At 70.9% G+C, this 20,622-nt stretch carries 17 protein-coding genes; 7 read left to right on the plus strand and 10 right to left on the minus strand.

The features are described from left to right. The first annotated feature begins 181 nt into the window (after positions 1-181). From BKE41_RS11880 to BKE41_RS11895, 4 genes are all read left to right on the plus strand, one after another. A complete protein-coding gene (locus BKE41_RS11880) occupies positions 182-901 on the plus strand; it encodes a ribonuclease activity regulator RraA (protein ID WP_012319094.1) in 720 nt (239 codons plus the stop codon). 81 nt (positions 902-982) lie between these two features. Then, positions 983-2,290 (plus strand): MFS transporter, encoded by a 1,308-nt coding sequence (locus BKE41_RS11885; protein WP_012319095.1) that lies wholly within the window; start codon positions 983-985, stop codon positions 2,288-2,290. Between the two features lie 16 nt (positions 2,291-2,306). Then, positions 2,307-4,037, plus strand: a complete 1,731-nt coding sequence (araD, locus tag BKE41_RS11890; RefSeq protein ID WP_053622686.1) for an L-arabinonate dehydratase — start codon at positions 2,307-2,309, stop codon at positions 4,035-4,037. Positions 4,038-4,088: 51 nt separating this feature from the next. Beyond that, positions 4,089-5,093, plus strand: a complete 1,005-nt coding sequence (locus BKE41_RS11895; protein ID WP_089231347.1) for an SMP-30/gluconolactonase/LRE family protein — start codon at positions 4,089-4,091, stop codon at positions 5,091-5,093. Positions 5,094-5,225: 132 nt separating this feature from the next. Here the strand turns inward: BKE41_RS11895 and metH are convergent, their stop codons facing one another. The 4 genes from metH to BKE41_RS11915 all read right to left on the minus strand — a co-directional run bounded on the left by metH (position 5,226) and on the right by BKE41_RS11915 (position 11,441). Next, entirely contained in the window at positions 5,226-8,978 is a 3,753-nt protein-coding gene (metH, locus tag BKE41_RS11900; protein WP_070999447.1) for a methionine synthase, read from the minus strand. A gap of 171 nt (positions 8,979-9,149) precedes the next feature. Next, complete coding sequence (locus tag BKE41_RS11905; protein ID WP_029359480.1) at positions 9,150-9,401, minus strand: hypothetical protein; 252 nt, start codon at positions 9,399-9,401, stop codon at positions 9,150-9,152. Positions 9,402-9,444: 43 nt separating this feature from the next. Next, positions 9,445-10,365: a methylenetetrahydrofolate reductase [NAD(P)H] gene (gene metF, locus BKE41_RS11910; protein ID WP_029359478.1), complete on the minus strand. Its 921-nt coding sequence runs from the start codon at positions 10,363-10,365 to the stop codon at positions 9,445-9,447. Positions 10,366-10,421: 56 nt separating this feature from the next. Next, a complete protein-coding gene (locus BKE41_RS11915) occupies positions 10,422-11,441 on the minus strand; it encodes a metalloregulator ArsR/SmtB family transcription factor (RefSeq protein WP_070999450.1) in 1,020 nt (339 codons plus the stop codon). A gap of 153 nt (positions 11,442-11,594) precedes the next feature. Between BKE41_RS11915 and BKE41_RS11920 the strand changes: the two genes are divergently transcribed. Next, a complete protein-coding gene (locus BKE41_RS11920) occupies positions 11,595-12,176 on the plus strand; it encodes a histidine phosphatase family protein (RefSeq protein ID WP_070999451.1) in 582 nt (193 codons plus the stop codon). A gap of 3 nt (positions 12,177-12,179) precedes the next feature. Here BKE41_RS11920 and BKE41_RS11925 read toward each other — a convergent pair whose 3' ends face one another. From BKE41_RS11925 to BKE41_RS11950, 6 genes are all read right to left on the minus strand, one after another. Further along, positions 12,180-13,076: a bestrophin family protein gene (locus BKE41_RS11925; RefSeq protein WP_012319102.1), complete on the minus strand. Its 897-nt coding sequence runs from the start codon at positions 13,074-13,076 to the stop codon at positions 12,180-12,182. A gap of 145 nt (positions 13,077-13,221) precedes the next feature. Next, entirely contained in the window at positions 13,222-14,160 is a 939-nt protein-coding gene (locus BKE41_RS11930; protein WP_012319103.1) for an ROK family protein, read from the minus strand. Then, a complete protein-coding gene (locus BKE41_RS11935; protein ID WP_012319104.1) occupies positions 14,160-15,533 on the minus strand; it encodes a dicarboxylate/amino acid:cation symporter in 1,374 nt (457 codons plus the stop codon). The genes BKE41_RS11930 and BKE41_RS11935 overlap by 1 nt, the downstream gene beginning before the upstream one ends. 245 nt (positions 15,534-15,778) lie before the next feature. Then, positions 15,779-16,738, minus strand: a complete 960-nt coding sequence (locus BKE41_RS11940; protein WP_070999452.1) for a hypothetical protein — start codon at positions 16,736-16,738, stop codon at positions 15,779-15,781. A gap of 318 nt (positions 16,739-17,056) precedes the next feature. Next, the gene (msrB, locus tag BKE41_RS11945; protein ID WP_012319106.1) at positions 17,057-17,467 is read right to left on the minus strand and encodes a peptide-methionine (R)-S-oxide reductase MsrB; all 411 of its coding nucleotides are present in this window, start codon (positions 17,465-17,467) and stop codon (positions 17,057-17,059) included. A gap of 98 nt (positions 17,468-17,565) precedes the next feature. Continuing rightward, complete coding sequence (locus BKE41_RS11950) at positions 17,566-18,756, minus strand: YihY/virulence factor BrkB family protein (RefSeq protein WP_070999453.1); 1,191 nt, start codon at positions 18,754-18,756, stop codon at positions 17,566-17,568. Positions 18,757-18,869: 113 nt separating this feature from the next. Here BKE41_RS11950 and BKE41_RS11955 point away from each other — a divergent pair, with 113 nt between their 5' ends. After that, positions 18,870-19,943: a UV damage endonuclease UvsE gene (locus BKE41_RS11955; RefSeq protein ID WP_071000679.1), complete on the plus strand. Its 1,074-nt coding sequence runs from the start codon at positions 18,870-18,872 to the stop codon at positions 19,941-19,943. Positions 19,944-19,989: 46 nt separating this feature from the next. Then, on the plus strand, positions 19,990-20,541 hold the full coding sequence (locus BKE41_RS11960; RefSeq protein WP_012319109.1) for an alpha/beta hydrolase: 552 nt from the start codon (positions 19,990-19,992) through the stop codon (positions 20,539-20,541). Positions 20,542-20,622: the final 81 nt, after the last annotated feature.

Consider the following 20,622-nt stretch of genomic DNA (forward strand, 5'->3'; position numbering starts at 1 on the left):
TCGATATGTGCCCGTATCCGTCGCAACCTGCGCCGGTTGACAATGGCGCCGCGCGGCGCGTTACTCAAGACTTGGGATATCAGTCCGCGCGCAGCGCGGGCAGGAGCCAAGGCCGGCGCAAGCGACGGGTGATTGTCACCGTTGCCGGGCGTGGAGACCGAGGCCCGGGGAGGAGAAGCGGATGTCCGGGTTGTCCCCTGAGACGCGCGCCAAGCTGAAGACCGTCAGCACGGCGACGCTGATGACCGCCCTCTACAAGCGCGGCTTCCGCAACCAGATGATCCAGGGCGTGCTGCCCCTGAAGGCCGGCGGCCCGACGATGGTCGGCGAGGCCTATACCCTGCGCTACATCCCGGCCCGGGAGGACCTGAACCCGATCACGGTGTTCCGCGACCGCGCGCACCCGCAGCGCAAGGCCGTGGAGGAGTGCCCGCCCGGCGCCGTGATGGTGATCGACAGCCGGAAGGACGCCCGTGCCGCCTCCGCGGGCTCGATCCTGGCGACCCGGCTGATGGTGCGCGGCTGCGCCGGGCTCGTCACCGACGGCGGCTTCCGCGATGCCGACGAGATCGCCCGGCTCGAGATGCCGAGCTACCACGCGCGCCCGTCGGCGCCGACGAACCTCACGGTCCACCAGGCGATCGACATCAACGTGCCGATCGGCTGCGGCGACGCGCCCGTCTTCCCCGGCGACGTGATCGTCGGCGACGGCGACGGGGTGGCGGTGATCCCGGCCCACCTCGCGGACGCGGTCGCCGACGAGGCCGTGGAGATGACCGCCTACGAGGATTTCGTCACTGAGGAGGTTCGCAAGGGCCGCACAATCCTCGGCCTCTACCCTGCCACCGACGAACAGAGCCTCGCCGATTTCGCCGCCTGGCGGACGCGGACCGGTCGCTGAGCGTGCCGCACCGGCCCGCTCCGTCCCGGCCCGCGCTCGGCAACGGGCCGGGACGCGTCGGATTCGGCTCGGGGGGACGCCATGGCGGCGGGGTTGCACGGGGGCGATGCGGCGCCGGAGATCGAGCGGCGGACGATCGCCAAGGTGTCGCGGCGTCTTCTGCCGCTGATCGTCCTGATCTACTTCGTCGCCTACATGGACCGGACGAATGTAGGCTTCGCCTCGTTCGGGCTGGACCGGGAATTCGGGTTCTCCGCCACGGTCTACGGCTGGGCGGCCGGCATCTTCTTCCTCGGCTACGTCATCTTCGAAGTGCCGAGCAACGTCCTGCTGGAGCGCGCCGGGGCGCGGTTCTGGATCGCCCGGATCATGGTCACCTGGGGGCTTGTGGCGGGCAGCATGGCCCTCATCACCGGCCCGGCGAGCTTCCTCGCCCTGCGCTTCCTGCTGGGCGTGGCCGAGGCCGGCTTCTTCCCCGGCGTGATCCTCTATTTCACCTACTGGTTCCCGAAGCGGTACCGGGCGCGCGTGGTCGCCGCGCTGTTCCTGGCGGTCCCGGGCTCGAACGCCCTCACCGCCGTGATCTCGGGGGCGCTGCTCCAGCTCGACGGGGCGCTCGGCCTGCACGGCTGGCAGTGGCTGTTCCTCCTCGAGGCGGCGCCCTCGATCCTGCTGGCCTTCGCGGTCCTGGCGCTGATGACCGACCGGCCCGAACAGGCGGCGTGGCTCACGGTCGAGGAGCGGCTGTGGCTGGAGGCGGAGCTCGCGGCGGAGCGGGACGGCACCGTCAGGACCCACGGGCACTTCACCCTGGGGCAGGTCCTCACCGACCGGCGCGTGCTGGCGCTGGGGGCGATCTACTTCAGTATCGGCACCGCCACCTACGGCATCACCTTCTTCCTGCCGCCGATCCTGAAGAGCCTGCACCTCACCGACTGGGAGACGGGCGTCGCCACGGCGGTGCCCTACGGCGTCGGCACCCTGGGCATGATCGCCTGGAGCTGGTCGTCGGACCGGCGCGACGAGCGCCGCTGGCACTTCGCGATCGCTGCCCTGGTCGCCGCCCTCGGCCTCTTCGCCTCCGGACCGGTGCTGGGCAGTCTCTGGGCGCTCACGGCGATGTCGGCGGCTACGCTCGGGCTCTACGGGAGCAAGCCCGCCTTCTGGGCGATGCCGGGGGAGTTCCTGGCCGGGCCCGCGGCCGCGGGAGGGATCGCGCTGATCAACGCGATCGGCAATCTCGGCGGCTTCGTCGGCCCCTACGTCCTGGGCTGGCTCAAGGATCACACCGGCACCTACGAGGCCGGCCTCTACTTCCTGGCGGCCTGCGCGCTCGTCTCCGCGGCGATCACGCTCGCCGCCGTCCGCCCGGCCGGGCCGAACGCGTGAGACCGGAGACAGAGCGATGACCGCGCGCAAGAAGACCCTGGACGACCTGCGCAGCCAGCGCTGGTTCGGCGCCACCGACCTGCGCAGCTTCGGCCACCGCTCGCGCATGCTGCAGATGGGCTACGAGCGGGCGGATTTCACCGGCAAGCCGATCGTCGGCATCATCAACACCTGGAGCGACATCAACCCCTGCCACCAGCATTTCCGCGAGCGCGTGGAGCACGTGAAGCGCGGCGTCTGGCAGGCGGGCGGCTTCCCGATCGAGCTGCCGGCGCTGTCGCTGTCCGAGAACTTCGTCAAGCCGACCACGATGCTCTACCGCAACCTCCTGGCCATGGAGGTGGAGGAGCTGCTGCGCCAGCATCCCGTGGACGGCGCGGTGCTGATGGGCGGCTGCGACAAGACCACGCCCGGCACCGTGATGGGCGGCATCTCCATGGACCTGCCGATGATCTTCCTGCCGGCCGGACCGATGATGCGCGGGCATTTCGGCGGCACGATCTTGGGCTCCGGCTCGGATGTCTGGAAGTACTGGGCCGAGAAGGAGGCCGGGAACATCACCACCCAGCAGTGGAACGACATGGAGGCGGGCATCGCCCGCTCCGCCGGGACCTGCATGACCATGGGCACGGCCTCGACCATGACGGCGATCACCGAGGCGCTGGGTCTGTCCCTGCCGGGCTCGGCCTCGATCCCGGCAGCGGACGCGGATCATCCGCGGATGGCCGGCGCCTGCGGCCGGCGGATCGTCGAGATGATCTGGGAGGACCTGAAGCCGTCCGACATCCTCGACCGCCGCTCGATCGACAACGCGCTGGTCGTCCACAACGCGCTCGCCGGCTCCACCAACGCGATGATCCACCTCGTGGCCATGGCAGGCCGGGCCGGCATCCCGGTCAAGCTCACCGAGTTCGACGAGTTCGCCCAGAGGGTGCCGGTGATCGCCAACCTCCGGCCGTCGGGTCAGTGGCTGATGGAGGATTTCCACATCGCGGGCGGGATCCGTGCCCTGATGGCGCGCCTGTCCCCCCTGCTCCGCCTCGACGCCCGCTCGGTCACCGGCGGCACGATCGGCGACGGGCTCGCCGGCATGAAGGTCTTCAACGACGACGTGATCCGTCCGCTCGACCGGCCGATCGTGGCCATGGGCGGGACCGCGATCCTCTACGGCAACCTCGCCCCGGACGGCTGCGTGATCAAGCCGCCGGCCGCCGACCCGCGCTTCCTGAACCATACCGGTCCCGCGCTGGTCTTCGACAGCTATGACGCGATGAACGCCGCGGTGAACGACCTCGACCTCGACGTCACCCCCGACCACGTGATGATCCTGCGCAATGCCGGGCCGATCGGCGGCCCCGGCATGCCGGAATGGGGCATGCTGCCGATCCCCAAGGTCCTGCTCCGGCAGGGCGTGCGCGACATGGTCCGGATCTCGGACGCGCGGATGAGCGGCACCAGCTACGGCGCCTGCATCCTGCACGTCGCGCCGGAATCCGCTGCGGGCGGCCCGCTCGCGGCGGTGCGCGACGGCGACCGCATCACCGTGGACGTGCCCGGGCGGCGGATCCACCTGCATCTCGACGACGCCGAGATCGCGGCGCGGGTGAAGGCGTTCCGGCCGCCGGACCGGGTCTATCCGCGCGGCTATAACCGGCTGTTCGCCCAGCACGTGCGGCAGGCGCACGAGGGGTGCGATTTCGACTTTCTGGAGGGCGCCGGGGGGATCCCGGAACCCGAGATTCACTGACCGGCCCGAGCCGTCGGCAACAGGCGGCGGGCCGCACCACAGGGAGGGACCATGGTCATGATCGCACGCAGGGGGCTGCTCGCCGGAGCGGCCCTGCTCGGCGCCGCGCGGGCGGCCGGAGCCGGCTGGGAGCCGTCGCAGCGGGTGCCCGACCCGGCCGTCGAGATCCTCGATCCGGCCTTCGCCAAGTACCGCCTCGCCTCGGCGACGGTGGAGCGGGTCGCCACCGGCTTCCGCTGGGCCGAGGGGCCGGTCTGGTTCGGCGACATGGGATCGCTGCTGTTCAGCGACGTGGTCAACGACCGGATCATGAAATGGGAGGAGGCGTCGGGCGCACTCTCGGTGTTCCGCAAGCCATCGAACTATGCCAACGGCAACACCCGCGATCGGCAGGGACGGCTGATCACCTGCCAGCACAGGACTCGCAGCGTCACCCGGACCGAGCACGACGGCAGCCTCACCACGCTGCTCGACCGGTTCGACGGCAAGCCGCTGAACTCGCCGAACGACGTCGTCTGCCATTCCGACGGAGCCGTGTGGTTCACCGATCCGGCCTTCGGGCCGAACCCGCACGAGGCGATGGCCGCGCCGGAACTGCCCGGCACCGTCTATCGGATCGACCCCAGGACGGGGCAGGCCAGCGTCGCGGTCGAGGGCGTGGCGGGTCCGAACGGGCTCTGCTTCTCGCCGGACGAGTCCAAGCTCTACGTCATCGAGGCGCGGGCGAAGCCGAACCGCCTGATCCGCGTCTACGACGTGGTCGAGAACGGCACCAAGACCGCGAACGGGCGGGTGTTCTACGACGCCGGCACCGGCACGCCGGACGGGTTCCGCGTCGACGTCGACGGCAATCTCTGGTGCGGCTGGGGGATGAGCGAGGCCGAGGACGGGGTCATCGTGCTCTCGCCGCAGGCCAAGCTGATCGGCCGGATCCGCCTGCCCGAGCGCTGCGCCAACCTGTGCTTCGGCGGCCTCAACCGCAACCTGCTGCTGATGACGGCCTCGCACTCGGTTTATGCGCTGTACGTGAATACGCGGGGCGCCGGGACCTGCTGAGGCTGGACGGCCGGTGGGGCCGCCGGGCCGTCCTCGCGGGCGGGGCGAGCAATCCAGGATAGCGCCACGCTGACCGATGTCGCGCTGCCCTGGGTCGCTTCGCTCCGCTCACGATGACGGCGGTGGCCCGCCCTACTCGGCCGCCTGCGGCAGGTACCGCGCCGGGTCGTAGTTCAGGATCGGCCCGAGCCAGCGCTCGACCTCGCGGACATCCATCCCCTTGCGGGCGGCGTAATCCTCGACCTGATCCCGCTCCACCTTGGCGACGCCGAAATAGTGCGCCTCCGGGTGGGCGATGTAGATCCCCGACACCGACGAGCCCGGCCACATGGCGTAGGACTCGGTGAGCTTCACGCCGATCCGGCTCTCGGCCTTGAGCAGGTCGAACAGAGTCGTCTTCTCGGTGTGGTCGGGCTGGGCCGGGTAGCCCGGGGCCGGGCGGATGCCGTCGTACTTCTCCAGCACCAGCTCATCGGGGCCGTAGGCCTCGTCGGCCGCGTAGCCCCAGAACTCCTTGCGCACCCGCTCGTGCATCCGCTCGGCGAAGGCCTCGGCGATGCGGTCGGCGAGCGCCTTCACGAGGATCGCCCGGTAATCGTCGTTCGCCCGCTCGAAGCGCTCGGCGATCCGCACCTCCTCCAGACCCGCCGTGACCACGAAGCCGCCGACATAATCGGCAATGCCGGTCTCGGCCGGCGCCACGAAGTCCGACAGGCAGGTGTTCGACCGCCCGTCGCGCTTCGAGAGCTGCTGGCGCAGGCCGTGGAAGGTGGCGAGCCGCTCCGACCGGCTCTCGCCGGTGTAGAGCGCGATGTCGTCGCCGACGCTGTTGGCCGGCCAGAAGCCGATCACCGCCTTCGGGTTGAACCAGCGCTCCTCCACGATCTGCTTCAGCATGCCTTGCGCGTCCTCGTAGAGGGCGCGGGCGGCCGGGCCCTGCTCCGGGTCGTCCAGGATCGCCGGGAAGCGGCCCTTGAACTCGTAGGTCTGCAGGAACGGCGTCCAGTCGATGTAGGGCACGAGGTCCGCGACCTCGTAGGAGCCGTAGACCCGGGTGCCGGTGAAGCTGGGCTTGGCCGGCTTGTAGGCCGACCAGTCGATCTTGAACGCGTTGGTCCGCGCCTTGGCGAGCGGGAGCCGCTGCTTGTCGGCCTCCGACCGCTTGTGGGCGTCGGCGACCTTGGCGTACTCGGCCCGGACCTTCTCGATCGTGGCGCCGCGGGTCTCTTTGGAGATCAGGCTCGAGACCACGCCGACCGCGCGGCTCGCGTCGGTGACGTAGACCGCCTGACCCTTGGCGTAGGCCGGGTGGATCTTCACCGCCGTGTGGACGCGGCTCGTGGTGGCGCCGCCGATCAGCAGCGGCACGTCGAGACCCTCGCGCTCCATCTCGCCCGCCACGTGGACCATCTCATCGAGCGACGGTGTGATCAGGCCGGACAGGCCGACGATGTCGACCTTCTCGGTCTTGGCGGTCTCCAGGATCTTGGCGGCCGGCACCATCACGCCGAGATCGATGATCTCGTAGTTGTTGCAGGCCAGCACGACGCCGACGATGTTCTTGCCGATGTCGTGGACGTCGCCCTTCACGGTGGCCATCAGCACCTTGCCGGCGGCCTGGCGCTTGCCGTCGCCGCCGTTGGCGCGCTTCTCCTCCTCCATGAACGGCTCGAGATAGGCGACCGCCTGCTTCATCACGCGGGCCGACTTCACGACTTGGGGCAGGAACATCTTTCCGGAGCCGAACAGGTCGCCGACCACGTTCATGCCGGCCATCAGCGGGCCCTCGATGACGTGCAGCGGGCGCTCGGCCTTCTGTCGCGCCTCCTCGGTGTCGGCCACGATGTACTCGGTGATGCCGTTGACCAGCGCGTGCTCGATGCGCTTCTCGACGGGCGCCTCGCGCCACGTCAGGTCGGCGGTCTTGGCCTGGGCCGAGGCGCCGGTCTTGAAGCGCTCGGCGGCCTCCAGCAGGCGCTCGGTGGAATCGTCGCGGCGGTTGAGGACCACGTCCTCGCACAGCTCGCGCAGCTCCGCCGGGATCTCGTCATACACGGCGAGCTGGCCGGCATTGACGATGCCCATGTCCATGCCGGCCTTGATGCAGTGGAACAGGAACACCGCGTGCATCGCCTCGCGCACCGGCTCGTTGCCGCGGAACGCGAAGGACAGGTTCGAGACGCCGCCCGAGATATGGGCGTGCGGCAGGGTCTCGCGGATCGTGCGGGTCGCCTCGATGAAGGCCACGCCGTACGGGTTGTGTTCCTCGATACCGGTGGCGACGGCGAAGATGTTCGGATCGAAGATGATGTCCTCGGGCGGGAAGCCGACCTGCTCGGTCAGGATCCGGTAGGCCTTGGTGCAGATCTCGACCTTGCGCTCGTAGGAATCCGCCTGCCCCTGCTCGTCGAAGGCCATCACCACCACGGCGGCCCCGTAGGAGCGGCAGACCTTGGCGGCCTCGATGAACTTCTCCTCGCCCTCCTTCATCGAGATCGAGTTCACGATCGGCTTGCCCTGGATGCACTTCAGGCCGGCCTCGATCACCTCGAACTTCGAGGAATCGACCATCACGGGCACCCGGGCGATGTCGGGCTCGGCGGCGACGAGGTTCAGGAACTCGACCATCGCCTTCTGGGAGTCGAGCAGGCCCTCGTCCATGTTGACGTCGATCACCTGGGCGCCGGCTGCCACCTGATCGCGGGCGACGTCGAGCGCCGCCGCGTAGTCGCCGTTGGTGATGAGCTTGCGGAACTTGGCCGAGCCGGTGACGTTCGTGCGCTCGCCCACGTTCACGAAGGGGATTTCCGGCGTGAGGACGAAGGGCTCCAGGCCCGAGAGCCGCATCAGGCGCGGCACCTCGGGGATCGGCCGCGGCGCCTTGCCGGCGACGGCCTCCGCGATGGCGCGGATATGGTCCGGCGTGGTGCCGCAGCAGCCGCCGACCATGTTGACGAGGCCGGATTCGGCGAACTCGCCGACCAGCTTGCCCATCGCCTCCGGGCTCTCGTCGTAGAGGCCGAACTCGTTCGGCAGGCCGGCATTCGGGTAGGCGCAGACCAGCGTGTCGCAGATCCGCGACAGCTCGGCGATGTGGCCGCGCATCTCCCGGGCGCCGAGCGCGCAGTTGAGGCCGAAGGTCAGCGGCTCGGAATGGCGCAGGGAGTGCCAGAAGGCCGCCGGCGTCTGGCCCGACAGGGTGCGGCCCGAGAGATCCGTGATCGTGCCGGAGATCTGGATCGGCAGGCGGATGCCGGTCTCGTCGAAGACCTGCCACGCCGCCGCCACCGCGGCCTTGGCGTTCAGCGTGTCGAAGATCGTCTCGATCAGGATCAGCTCGGCGCCGCCGTCGATCAGGCCGCGGACCTGCTCGACATAGGCCTGCTTGACCTGATCGAAGGTCACGGCCCGAAAGCCCGGGTTGTTCACGTCGGGCGAGATCGACAAAGTCCGGTTCGTCGGGCCGATGGCGCCGGCCACGAAGCGGCGGCGGCCGTCCTTCTCCTCGGCGAGCTTGGCGGCCTCCCGGGCGAGCCGCGCCCCCTCGGCGTTCAGCTCGTGGATGATCGACTCCATGCCGTAATCGGCCTGTGCGATGGTGGTGCCCGAGAAGGTGTTGGTCTCGCAGACGTCGGCGCCGGCCAGGAAGTAGTCGAGGTGGATCTGCCGGATCGCGTCGGGCTGGGTCAGGATCAGGAGGTCGTTGTTGCCCTTCTGGTCGTGGCCGTGATCCTTGAACCGGTCGCCGCGAAAATCCTCTTCCGAGAACTTCAGCCGCTGGATCACGGTGCCCATCGCCCCGTCGAGGACGAGGATCTTTTCGGCCGCGCGCTGGCGCAGAGCCTTGGCGATCTCGGTGCCGTCAACGGGGGCAAAAGCGGTCATTCGGGTGATCCCATCAGCCACCTCATCCTGAGGTGCCGGAGCGAAGCGGAGGCCTCGCAGGAGGCCTCCAGATATTTCGGTGTTCCCTGGAGCCCCCCTTCGAGGCCGCTCGCGCGGCACCTCAGGATGAGGTGGAGGGTGGGATATGCGGGTATTTCGGACCGGCTGCGGTCAGCCTGCCTTCTCCAGGGCGGTGAGGCGCTTCTCGATCGCTTCGAGCCGCTCCTCGACTTCTGCGGCGGCGTAGCGGCCCAGGACCGATTCGCCGTTGATCGCCTCGCGCATGTTTGCCAAGCGCCCTTCGATATGCTCCAGACGCTGATTGACGACTGCAAATTCGCGCGTGTTGTCCTGTCTCAGATCCCGAATTTCGGTCCTCAGCTCCCTGAGGAGCGGAACGATCATATCCTGCGGCTCAGCCATAGCAGTCACCCCCAGTCACGCCCGAACCGGGCGCCACTGAAATCTAAGCCGCCGCCTTCGCGGCCGCCAGCTTCGGCGCCTGGGCGCGCAGGCCGAGCAGGTGGCAGATCGCGTAGACCAGATCCGAGCGGTTCATCGAGTAGAAGTGGAAGTCATTGACCCCCTCGTCCACCAAGTCGAGCACCTGCTCGGCCGCCACCGCGGCGGCGACGAGGCGGCGGGTCTCCTTGTCGTCGTCGAGCCCTTCGAACCGGGCCGCCAGCCAGTAGGGCACCGAGGCGCCGGTGCGGCGGGCGAAGTTCGCCGCCTGCTTGAAGTTCTGCACCGGCAGGATGCCCGGGATGATCGGGATCGTGATCCCGGCCGCCCGGACCTTCTCTAGGTAGCGCAGGTAGATCTCGTTCTCGAAGAAGAACTGGGTGATCGCCTGATCGGCCCCGGCATCGACCTTGGCCTTCAGGGCGTCGATATCGGCATCGAGCGAGGCCGCCTCCGGGTGCTTCTCGGGATAGGCCGAGACCGAGACCTTGAAGTCGCCGATCCGCTTGATCCCCTCGACCAGCTCGGCGGTCGAGGCGTAGCCCTCCGGATGCGGCCGGTAGGCGTGGCCGACGCCCTCGGCCGGGTCGCCGCGCAACGCCACGATGTGGCGCACGCCTGCATCCCAGTAGGACTGGACCACCGCGTCGATCTCCTCGCGGGAGGCGTCGACGCAGGTGAGGTGGGCGGCGGGCTTGAGGCTGGTCTCGCGGACCATCCGGGCCACCGTGTTGTGGGTGCGCTCGCGGGTCGAGCCGCCGGCCCCGTAGGTCACCGAGACGAAGCTCGGCTGCAGCGGGGCAAGGCGCTCGATCGAGGCCCAGAGGATCTTCTCCATCTCCTCGGTCTTCGGCGGGAAGAACTCGATCGAGACGCGGATCGGGTGGTAGCCGTCGCGGCTGGCGCGGTGGGTGGAGCGGCGCATCGGGGTCTCGTCCTCTATGTCGGTCGGTTCAGACGAAGTCTGCGGAGTTCGGTGTCTCAGGCGACGGCGCGCTGAGGCTGTTCTGTGTCGGTCAGCCCGTCTTGGGCCAGCCCGTCCTGGGCCAGCCAGAGGGTGACGGTGAGCTGGCCGGACTCGCGCGGCGCCAGATCGCAGGTGGCGACCGTGGCGAGGCCGGCCTCGGCGAGCCAGCCGGAGACCTGGTCGGCCGAGAAGCCGAGGCGCCGGTGGGCCTGTCCGGTGCGCAGGAACTCCAGATCGTGCGGCGCGAAATCCACCACCAGCAGGCGGCCGCCCGGCGCCACGAGCCGCGCGGCGCCGCGGAGCGCCCGGGCCGGGTCGTCGAGATAATGCAGCACCTGATGGACTACGACGAGGTCGAAACTCGCCCGCGCGAAGGGCGGCGCGTGAATGTCGCCCTGCCGCAGATCGACCCGCGCGAGGCCCTGGCGCTCCAGGTTGGCCCGGGCGACGGACAGCATGGCGTGGCTCGAATCGAGGCCGGTGGCCCGGCCGGCCCGGGGCGCCAGGAGGCCGAGCATCCGGCCGGTGCCGGTCCCGAGATCGATCAGGCTGCCGATCGGGCGGTCGCCCAGGGCGTCGAGCACCGCGGCCTCCACGATCGCCTCGGGCACGTGCAGGGAGCGCAGCTCGTCCCATTTGGGAGCCAGCCGGGCGAAGAAGGTCGTGGCCGCCTCGGCCCGCTGCGCCCGGACGGCGTCGAGCCGCGCGCGGTCCTCCGAGAGCGGCGGCGCGGTCCGGTCGAGCCCGGACAGCAGCGGGTCCGCCAGGCCGGCGCGGGCGTCGGACAGCCGGAAGAACGCCCAGGCCCCCTCGCGGTGGCGCTCGACCAGCCCTGCCTCCACCAGGAGCTTCAGGTGGCGGGAGATCCGCGGCTGGGACTGGCCGAGGATGTCGGTGAGGTCGGAGACCGACAGCTCACCCTCGACGAGGAGCGCCAGGATGCGCAGGCGCGTCTCCTCCGCGGCCGCACGCAGGACGCCCAGGGCTTCCGGAAAGGGGATCGACCCCGCCTCTTGCCTGCGTTCGATAGACATAAAGATATGTTTATGTCCGTTTCGACGCGGACGCAAGCGCGATCTTGAACCGGCCTGAGGCGATCGTGCCGAGCCGATGAGACGGTAGCGCGGCGGCCGCGTTGACGGCAGGATCGATGGCAGGGCCGCGGACCGCGCGCCCGGGAGGCGCGCATGGCCGAGAGCCCGTTCCCGCAGATCACGCTGGTCCGCCACGGCGAGACCGCCTGGAGCCTGTCCGGTCAGCATACCGGGCGCAGCGACATCCCCCTGACGCCGGAGGGCGAGGAGGCGGCGCGCGCCCTCGCCCCGCGCCTGGCGGCCCGCGCCTACGCGGAGGTCTGGTCGAGCCCGTCGAGCCGGGCGGCCACGACCTGCGCGCTGGCGGGTTTCGGCGACCGCCGCATGATCGACCCGGATCTCGCGGAGTGGGATTACGGCGCCTACGAGGGCCGGACCACCAAGGCGATCCTGGCCGAGCGGCCGGACTGGCGCCTGTTCCGCGACGGCTGCCCCGGCGGCGAGACGGCGGCGGACGTCGGTGTCCGGGCGGACCGGGTCATCGCCCGGGCCCGCGCCCGCGACGCCGACCTGATCGTGTTCTCCAGCGCGCATGTCCTGCGCGTGCTCGCCGCGCGCTGGATCGGCCTGGAGCCGCGGGGCGGCGCGCTCCTCGTCCTCGGCACGGCGAGCGTCTCGGTCCTCGGCTACGAGCACGACCGGACCGAGCCCGTGCTGCGCGCCTGGAACGGGTAGGCGCTAGCGCAGCCAGTACCCGTCCGGCGCCAGCGCCTGGGGCATCGGCTCGCCGAGGGCGTGGTGGACGATGCGGTCCACGGCGCGGACCATGGCGTCGAGGGGCAGGTCGTTGGGCTCGGTGCCGAACGGTTCCTCCAGCTCGTCGCCGAGGGCGTCGAGGCCGAAGAACGTGTAGGCCACGAGCGCGACCACGATCGGGGTCGCCCAGCCGAGCGAGCCGGTGAGGCCCACCGGCAGGAGCAGGCAGTAGAGCCACGCGGTCCGGTACACGAGCAGCGTGTAGGCGAAGGGCAGCGGCGTGTTGGCGAGCCGCTCGCAGGCGGTGTGCACGCCCGACAGCGCCTCGATCCGGGCCTCGAGGATGCCGAACTGGATGTCGCTGAGCCGGCCCGCGCGCGTCAGCGCGGCGAGGTCGCGGGTGATGGCGGCCAGGACCGAGTCGGTGGGGTTCGGACCGGACAGGTCCGAACCCGGGCTGGTCCGGTCGACGGCGGCGGCCTCGTCCAGGTCGCGCAGGCGGGCGTGGAGGCCGTGCGCGAAGGCCGACAGGCGCCGGAGCTGGAGCGCGGCCTCCCGCTCGGGCAGCAGGGCCGGGAGGGAGCGAGCGAGGTTGCGCACCTCGCCGATCAGGTTGCCCCAGTGCTTCCGGGCCTCCCACCAGCGCTCGTAGCAGGCGTTGTTGCGGAAGCTCAGGAAGATCGAGAGGGCGAGCCCGACCACGGTGAACGGCGTCACACCGGCGCTGATCGGGAACAGCGCGGGCCAGCGCGACTCCGCCCACACCACCGCGCACGAGACTGCGATGATCCCGGCGAGCTTGGGCGCCACCCGCGGCAGGATCGAGCCGCGCAGGGTGAACAGCAGGGTCAGCAGGCTGGGCCGGGTGCGGACGATCATCGGGACTTCGGCGATGCGGTGCCGCCGTCCTGCCCTGCCCCCTCCGGACCCGCAAGCGACGTCTCCGTGAGCTCGGCAGTTCCATCGGGCTCGGGCAAGCGTCGGGCAAGTCTCGGGCAAGCGTCGGGCAAGCCTTGGGCCGCTGTCAGCCGGCCTCCGCCTCCCACAGCCACGCCGCCCCGCGCACGCCCGAGGCGTCGCCGTGCAGGCTCGCCCGCACGGGCGTGTCGAAGGCATCGGAGAAGACGTGGGGGGCGATCGCCGCCGGCAGGCCCGCGATCAGCTCCGGGATGCGCGACAGGCCGCCGCCGATCACGATCACGTCCGGGTCGAGGAGGTTCACCACCTGGGCGGCCGCACGCCCGAGCCGCTCGAGATGGACGGCGAGCGTCTCCCGTGCCGCCGGGCTTCCGGCCCGGGCCGCGGTGACGATCGCCTCGGCGGCGAGGCTGCCGCCGTGCCGCCGCGCGTGGTCCGCCGCCAGGCCGGGACCGGACAGCCAGGTCTCGACGCAGCCCCGGCGACCGCAGTAGCAGGCGGCGCCCGGCCGCTCGTCGTCGCGGGGCGCCGGCAGCGGGCCGTGGCCCCACTCACCCGCGATGCCGTTGCGGCCCGTGAGCACCCGACCGTCGAGGGCGATGCCGGACCCGACGCCGGTCCCCAGGATCACCGCCCAGACCACGCTGGCCCCGGCCCCGGCGCCGTCGATCGCCTCCGACACCGCCAGGCAATTGGCGTCGTTCTCGATCCGCAGCGGGCGCTCCAGGCGCGCGCCGAGATCGGCCGCGAACGGGTGTCCGTTGAGCCAGTGCGAGTTGGCGTTGCGCACGAGGCCCGTCGCCGGGGACAGGCTCCCCGGCATGCCGATGCCGACGCTGCAGGGCGCGCCGGCCTCGGCCTCGAGACGCAGGACGAGGTCGGCCACGGCCTCGACGGTGGCCCGGTAGGCGCCGCGCGGGGCGGGCATCCGCGCCTCGGCCAGGGTCGTCCCGTCCCGGCTGAGCACGATCCCGGCGATCTTGGTGCCGCCGAGATCGATGCCGAGGCGCGGGCGACCTGTGTTCTCCGCCGCGGGCGATCCCATCACTCGGCGGCGGCGACCTTGCTGTCGGTGCCCATCGGCTGCGGCGCCTCGTCGGCGATGTGGGTGCCGATGGCGACCGGGTGGGCCATCACCTCGTTGAGCTTGGCGACGTCGAGCTCGCCCTCCCAGCGGCTGACCACCACGCAGGCGACGCCGTTGCCCACGAGGTTGGTGAGCGCGCGGCACTCGGACATGAACTTGTCGATGCCGAGGACCAGGGTCATGGCGGCGACCGGGACCGGGCTGTTGGGGATCGCCGAGAGCGTCGCCGCCAGGGTGATGAAGCCCGCGCCGGTGACGCCCGAGGCGCCCTTCGAGGTCAGCATCGCCACCAGGATGATGGTCGCGTACTGGCTGATCGACAGGTCCACGCCCACGGCCTGCGCGAGGAACAGCGTCGCCAGCGTCATGTAGATGTTGGTGCCGTCGAGGTTGAACGAGTAGCCGGTCGGCACCACGAGGCCCACGACCGAGTCCGAGGCGCCGAGGCGGCGCATCTTGGTCATGAGCTGCGGCAGCACCGTCTCGGAGGACGACGTGCCGACCACGATCAGCAACTCGTCCTTAATGTAGGCGAGGAAGCGCAGGATCGAGAAGCCCGCCACCCGGGCGATCGCCCCGAGCACCACGAGCACGAACAGCAGCGCCGTGATGTAGAAGGTGCCGACGAGCCACGCGAGGTCGTAGACCTTCTGGATCCCGTACTCGCCGATCGTGAACGCCATGGCGCCGAAGGCGCCGACGGGGGCGAGCTTCACGACGATGCCGATGATCCGGAAGAAGATCTGGCCGGCCGTGTCGATCGCGTGGTTCACCGAGGCCGCCCGATCGCCGAGATTCGTCACCACGACGCCGGTGAGGATCGAGATCAGCAGCACCTGCAGCAGGTCGCCGGTGGCGAAGGGGTCGAGGAAGCTCTTCGGGATGATCGCCAGGATGTGGGCGACCGTGGAATCGGCCGCCGCCTTGCTGGCGTAGGTCGCGACCTTGCTGGCATCGAGCTTCGACGGGTCGGCGTTGAAGCCGGCGCCGGGCCGGATCACCTCACCGACGATGACGCCGATCAGCAGCGCGATGGTGGACACGACCTCGAAGTAGACCAGCGCCTTCAGGCCGACGCGGCCGACCTTCTTCAGGTCGCCGATCGACGCGATGCCGTGGACGATCGTGCAGAAGATGATCGGCGCGATCATCATCTTGATCAGGCCGATGAAGGCGTCGCCGAGCCACTTCATCGACTTGCCGGTGGCCGGGTCGTACCAGCCGAGCAGCACGCCGAGCGCGATGGCGATCAGCACCTGGATGTAGAGCACCTTGTACCAGGGCTCGCGGGGCGCTGCGGCGGGAGCCGTCGCCTGGATTGCCTGTGCCATGTCCATCCCGTGCGACGACCGCGCACCCTCCCGATTTGCCGGCACGCTAGCGATTATCACCCGGCGCCTCAACGGCTGCACGCTTATCGGCCCGGAACCATCCGTGACAAAAACCTGTCAGTCCCGGGCGAAGACTTCGCGCGTCCGGCAGAGCCGCGGACCCGCGAAAGCAGACGGGCCGCAGCGCGGTCTGCGCTGCGGCCCGGCCGTGTCTCGCGTCGTTGCGCCGCGGGGCGCGCCGCGCGTCAGGTCTGCTGCTGGGTCCGGCGGGGGCGGACGGTCCAGCGCTCGAACATCGAGGCGGGATCATCGCTCTTCCCGTCCTTGTTCTCGGCGGCGGGATCGGGCTGCTGGTGGATCGCCGCGCCGAGCGCCTGCGACAGGCTCTCGATGACGTCGTCGATGCGGGCATCCCCGTGCAGGGCGTCGCCGGTGCCGCCCTGCGGGGCGGGCGTCTCGGCGGCCGGCGCGGCGTGCGCGGCCGCTTCCGGCGCGGGCTCCGCGGTCGGGCGGGGCGCGGGCGGAGGCGGCGGCTCCGGAGCCGCGGCGGGGCCGCGACGACCGCGCTGGACCGGCGCTGCGGCGGCCGGAGCCGCCGGGGCCGCGGCCCGGCGCATGGCGCCCATCGCGCCCTCGTCGGACTCGGTGGTCCGGCTGCTGCTGCCGTAGCGGCCGAAGCCGAACCGGGGCTCGATCAGGTCCAGCACCGCGTCCAGCGCGGCGTTGCTCAGCGCCACCTCCTCGGCAGCCGGCACGCCCTGGATGGCCAGCGCCGCCCGCTCGAAGGCCGGCTCGTTGCTGACCTCGCGGCCGAACCAGCTCGGGGCATGGAAGCCGGCGGCCTCGCCGTCATTGTCGAAGGCGACGCTGATCAGGTCCAGGCTGCCGGGGGTGACGTAGCGGTCGATGGCGATCTCGCGCCCGCCGGCATTCAGGGTGGTGCGGTCGTAGGCGGCCTTGCCGGGGCAGACGTCCAGCAGGGCGTCGCCGTGGGCACGCGGGACGTCGGTGCGCTCCTCGACCGGGATGCCGTCCGGCCCCTTGTTCACCAGGACCAGCTGGCAGACCTGGCCGTCGACGCGCACGTACGAGGCGCGGCCGCCCTGGGGCGCGAAGTGACCCTCGGTGATCCGGGCGCCGCCCCGCTCCTTGCGGATCAGGCGGACCAGGGACGGTGCGACCAGAAATCGGCGAACGGTGCTCATGAACTCAAAACCCCTCCCGCTTGGTCGGCGGTGCGCCGATCCGGCGGACAGCCCTCAGCGCCGCCGGGCCGCACGGAAGGGGGCACGTGGAGCCGACCCGCACGGCGTATAAGCTGACTGCCACGCCGTATTCGTCAGAGCCTGACCGCTTCCGTCGCCAATCACCGGACAGCGACAACCTGAGACTATAGAGCGCTAAGCAAAAACGCGACGAAATCAAGACCGGATCGGGTCGAGGATCCGGCCACGGCGCTGCCTGTCCCCGATATCCCGGCTTTCGCGCCCGGTTTCCGAACCCAGGTTAGCGGGACGCGCGACTCATTCAGCCGGCTCGAAATTCATCGCCGCGCCGTTCATGCAGTAGCGCAGGCCGGTCGGCGCCGGGCCGTCGTCGAAGACGTGGCCGAGGTGGCCCTGGCAGCGGGCGCAGTGCACCTCGGTGCGGACCATCCAGTGGCTGCGGTCCACCGTCGTCCCGACGGCGCCGTCGATCGGCTCGAAGAAGCTCGGCCAGCCGGTCCCGGACTCGAACTTGGTGCCCTGCTCGAACAGCGGCTGCCCGCAGCCGGCGCAGGTGAAGGTCCCGGCCCGCTTCTCGGCGAGCAGGCAGCTCGTTCCGGCCCGCTCGGTGCCGTGCTCGCGCAGGACCCGGTACTGCTCCGGCGTCAGCGCCGAGCGCCACTCGGCGTCGCTGCGGGTCTCCGGGCTGGTGGTCGGCGTGTCGGCCATGGCGATCTCCCTTTTCGCCACGCTATATAGGGAACGCGCGCCGTCTCCGGCAGTCCCGGAGGATGCCGCAGGCGTCCCGGGGACCGAAGACGCCGCGTTCAGGCGGCGGCGCCGACGGTGTCGGCCATCCGCGCCCGGCGCGCGCCCATCGGCAGCGGCGCGCCCGTTGTGGTGTCGCGGGCGGTCTGGTGCTCCAGCTCGGCGTTGATCTCGCCCCCGAGCAGCACGATCGTCGACGAGATCCAGATCCACGTCATGAAGCCGATCACGGCCCCCAGCGAGCCGTAGGTCTCATTGTAGGTGCCGAAATTGGCGACGTACCAGGAAAACAGGAGCGAGGCGGCGAGCCAGAGCAGGCCCGCGACGACGCTGCCGACCCCGACCCAGCGCCAGCGGGCATGTTCCCGGCTCGGCCCGAACCGGTAGAGCACCGACAGGCCGCCGAGGAGGACGATCAGGATCGCCGGCCAGCGCAGGGCCGCGAGCAGCCAAGCGGTCGAGCCGAGCCCCAGGAAGTTCAGCACCACCGGCACGACCACGATCACGTTGAGCGCGACGATGATGAACAGCAGGGCGCCGACCGTGAAGGTGAGCGACCGGAGGTTGAGCCAGAAGAAGTTCCGCTTCTCCTCCTCCTCGTAGACGACGTTCAGCGCGTCGAACATCGCCTTCATGGCCGCGTTGGCGCTCCAGATCGACAGGAGCAGGCTGGAGAAGAACGTGATGCTGAGGGAGCCGCTGCCCTTGGCGGCGATGCGCTTGACCTGGTCGCCGATGAGTTCGACCGCGCCGGACGGCAGGACCGCGTGCAGCTGGGCGAGGTGATCGTTGATGACGGTCACGTCGGCGAACAGGCCGTAGCAGGAGACCAGCGCGGCGATGGCGGGGAACAGCGACAGCAGCGTGTAGAAGGTCACGCCGGCGGCGACCGCCAGGACCCGGTCCTTGTTGAATTCCAGGTAGACCCGGACGGCGATGTCCTTCCAGCCGGACCGCGTCATCTCGGCGGGGCTGTCGGCGGCGCGACCGCGCTCGGGCTGGGTCGCGGCGGTGAGCTGCGCGGCGCGCCCGGAGATCGAGCGCGCGCCCGCGGCCACGCCCTTCCGCAGGCCCGCGTCGTCGCAGGGCGGGTCGCGGTCGGCCGGCGGCTCGTCGGCGGGAAGAACCGCGGGCACGCCGCGCCGCGCCGGCGCCGCCGCGAGGGCGACCAGCGCCGAGCCGAGCATCAGGATCCAGAGGATCGAGCCGGTCTCGGAGGAGGCGGTCGAACGCGTCGGTGACGGGGGCATGGGTCGGAGCCAGTGCGCGGAACTGCCGCGCTCGGGACTCCCAACGTCGTCGTGCCGCGGCCGTTCCGCGCGTCGCACGGGGACGCCGCAGCCCTTCGCGCGTTGTGCTCGTCATGCGCGATCAGCCCCGTCTCGGATTCTGCTGCAAGTTCGTCCTGGACGAGCCTCCCGGCACACACGCCACCCTCAAGGCGGAGCGCGAGGCCACGCTGCACATGAACCTCACCAGCGTGACGATGGCCTATCTCACCAAGCTGGAGCCCGCCGCCCGGCGGGCGAAGCTCGCCGGCCTCGTCGCCCACAACCTCGACGCCCTCGCCCGCCAGATCGACTGGGTCGGGGCCCGGCCGCCGCTGGAGCGCCTCCTGCGCATGGCGAGCAACGTCCTGCCGGGCTACACCCACCCGATCGCGCAGGCGCTTTACGCCGAGCCCGAGATGGCGGCGCTCGTCGAGCGCGGCCTCGCCGAGGCCGGGGCGCTGGCCCGCCGGCTCGGGGTGCGCCTGAGCTTCCACCCGGGACCGTTCTGCCTGCTGGCGAGCCGCAACCCGGCGGCGATCGCCAACGGCCTGTCCGAGCTCGACTACCACGCCGAGATCTTCGACCGGATGGGCTACGGCGGCGGCTGGCACCCGCACGGCGCCCACATCAACATCCATGTCGGCGCGGGCGATCCCGGGGTCGAGGGCTTCCGCGAGACCCTGCCCCGGGCGAGCCGGGTGGCGCGCGACCTCGTGACGGTGGAGAACGACGAGAACGTCTTCGGCCTCGACGCGGTGCTGCGGCTCGCCGACACCGTGCCGGTCGTGCTCGACCTGCACCACCACTGGGTCGAGAGCGGCGGCGAATATCTCGAGCCGGACGATCCCCGGATCGCCCGGGTGACGGAGTCCTGGCGCGGCGTCCGGCCCGTGGCCCACATCAGCGTGTCGCGCGAGGCGGTCTCCGCCGCCTGCGATCCGGACTCCCTGCCCGACTTCCCGGCCCTGCGCGCGGCCGGCCACGCGGTCCGGGATCTTGCGGCCCATTCCGACATGATGTGGAACCGGGCGGTGAACGACCTCGTCGCCCGGCACCTCGCCTGGGCGGATTTCGAGATCGAGGCCAAGGCGAAGAACTGCGCCTCCGTGCAGATCGCCCGTCACATCCTGGCGCTCGAGGCGGCCGCGCCGATCGCGGCCGAGTGACGGGACGGTCTCGACGCGTCCGCCGGTCCGCACTAGGCATCCCGGTATGAAGACCGCCGATTGCGACATCCTCATCGTCCCGGGGCTCGGGGGCTCCGAGGAAGACCATTGGCAGGCCCGCTGGGCGGGCCGCCTCGCCACCGCGCGCGTGGTCGAGCAGGACCAGTGGCACGCCCCGACCCCGGAGGCGTGGTGCGGGCGCATCGCCGAGGCGGTCGCGGCGGCGACGCGCCCGGTCATCCTGATCGCCCACAGCCTCGGCGTGGTGGCCTGCGTCGAGGCGGTCCCGCTTTTCCCCGCGGGGGTGGTGCGCGGCGCCCTCCTGGTGGCGCTCCCGGATGTCGAGGAGGCGCCGGACCTGCCCGACTCGGTCCGGACCTTCGCGCCGGTGCCGCGCGAGCCCCTGCCCTTCCCGTCCCTGCTGGTCGCCAGCCGCACCGACCCGTACTGCCGCTACGAGCGGGCGGACGACTTCGCCCATGCCTGGGGCGCGCTCACGGTCGACGCGGGCGAGTCCGGCCACCTCAACGTGGCGAGCGGGCACGGGCCCTGGCCCGAGGGGCTGATGCGGCTCGCCGGGTTCCTGAAGGGGCTGTGAGCCTGCGAGCGCCGCCGCGCGCGTGAGGACGGTCGGTGTCCCCGCGGCCGGGGTGAACCGGTGGGGCCGCATTAACGCGCT

Origin of the sequence: Methylobacterium sp. C1 (assembly GCF_001854385.1) — a bacterium.
Taxonomy (GTDB): Bacteria; Pseudomonadota; Alphaproteobacteria; order Rhizobiales; family Beijerinckiaceae; genus Methylobacterium; species Methylobacterium radiotolerans.

Coding starts and splice junctions, on each gene's coding strand:
- BKE41_RS11880 (WP_012319094.1), top strand. CDS start 182: ATGTCCGGGTTGTCCCCTGAGACGCGCGCCAAGCTGAAGACCGTCAGC.
- BKE41_RS11885 (WP_012319095.1), top strand. CDS start 983: ATGGCGGCGGGGTTGCACGGGGGCGATGCGGCGCCGGAGATCGAGCGG.
- araD (WP_053622686.1), top strand. CDS start 2,307: ATGACCGCGCGCAAGAAGACCCTGGACGACCTGCGCAGCCAGCGCTGG.
- BKE41_RS11895 (WP_089231347.1), top strand. CDS start 4,089: ATGGTCATGATCGCACGCAGGGGGCTGCTCGCCGGAGCGGCCCTGCTC.
- metH (WP_070999447.1), bottom strand. CDS start 8,978: ATGACCGCTTTTGCCCCCGTTGACGGCACCGAGATCGCCAAGGCTCTG.
- BKE41_RS11905 (WP_029359480.1), bottom strand. CDS start 9,401: ATGGCTGAGCCGCAGGATATGATCGTTCCGCTCCTCAGGGAGCTGAGG.
- metF (WP_029359478.1), bottom strand. CDS start 10,365: ATGCGCCGCTCCACCCACCGCGCCAGCCGCGACGGCTACCACCCGATC.
- BKE41_RS11915 (WP_070999450.1), bottom strand. CDS start 11,441: ATGTCTATCGAACGCAGGCAAGAGGCGGGGTCGATCCCCTTTCCGGAA.
- BKE41_RS11920 (WP_070999451.1), top strand. CDS start 11,595: ATGGCCGAGAGCCCGTTCCCGCAGATCACGCTGGTCCGCCACGGCGAG.
- BKE41_RS11925 (WP_012319102.1), bottom strand. CDS start 13,076: ATGATCGTCCGCACCCGGCCCAGCCTGCTGACCCTGCTGTTCACCCTG.
- BKE41_RS11930 (WP_012319103.1), bottom strand. CDS start 14,160: ATGGGATCGCCCGCGGCGGAGAACACAGGTCGCCCGCGCCTCGGCATC.
- BKE41_RS11935 (WP_012319104.1), bottom strand. CDS start 15,533: ATGGCACAGGCAATCCAGGCGACGGCTCCCGCCGCAGCGCCCCGCGAG.
- BKE41_RS11940 (WP_070999452.1), bottom strand. CDS start 16,738: ATGAGCACCGTTCGCCGATTTCTGGTCGCACCGTCCCTGGTCCGCCTG.
- msrB (WP_012319106.1), bottom strand. CDS start 17,467: ATGGCCGACACGCCGACCACCAGCCCGGAGACCCGCAGCGACGCCGAG.
- BKE41_RS11950 (WP_070999453.1), bottom strand. CDS start 18,756: ATGCCCCCGTCACCGACGCGTTCGACCGCCTCCTCCGAGACCGGCTCG.
- BKE41_RS11955 (WP_071000679.1), top strand. CDS start 18,870: ATGCGCGATCAGCCCCGTCTCGGATTCTGCTGCAAGTTCGTCCTGGAC.
- BKE41_RS11960 (WP_012319109.1), top strand. CDS start 19,990: ATGAAGACCGCCGATTGCGACATCCTCATCGTCCCGGGGCTCGGGGGC.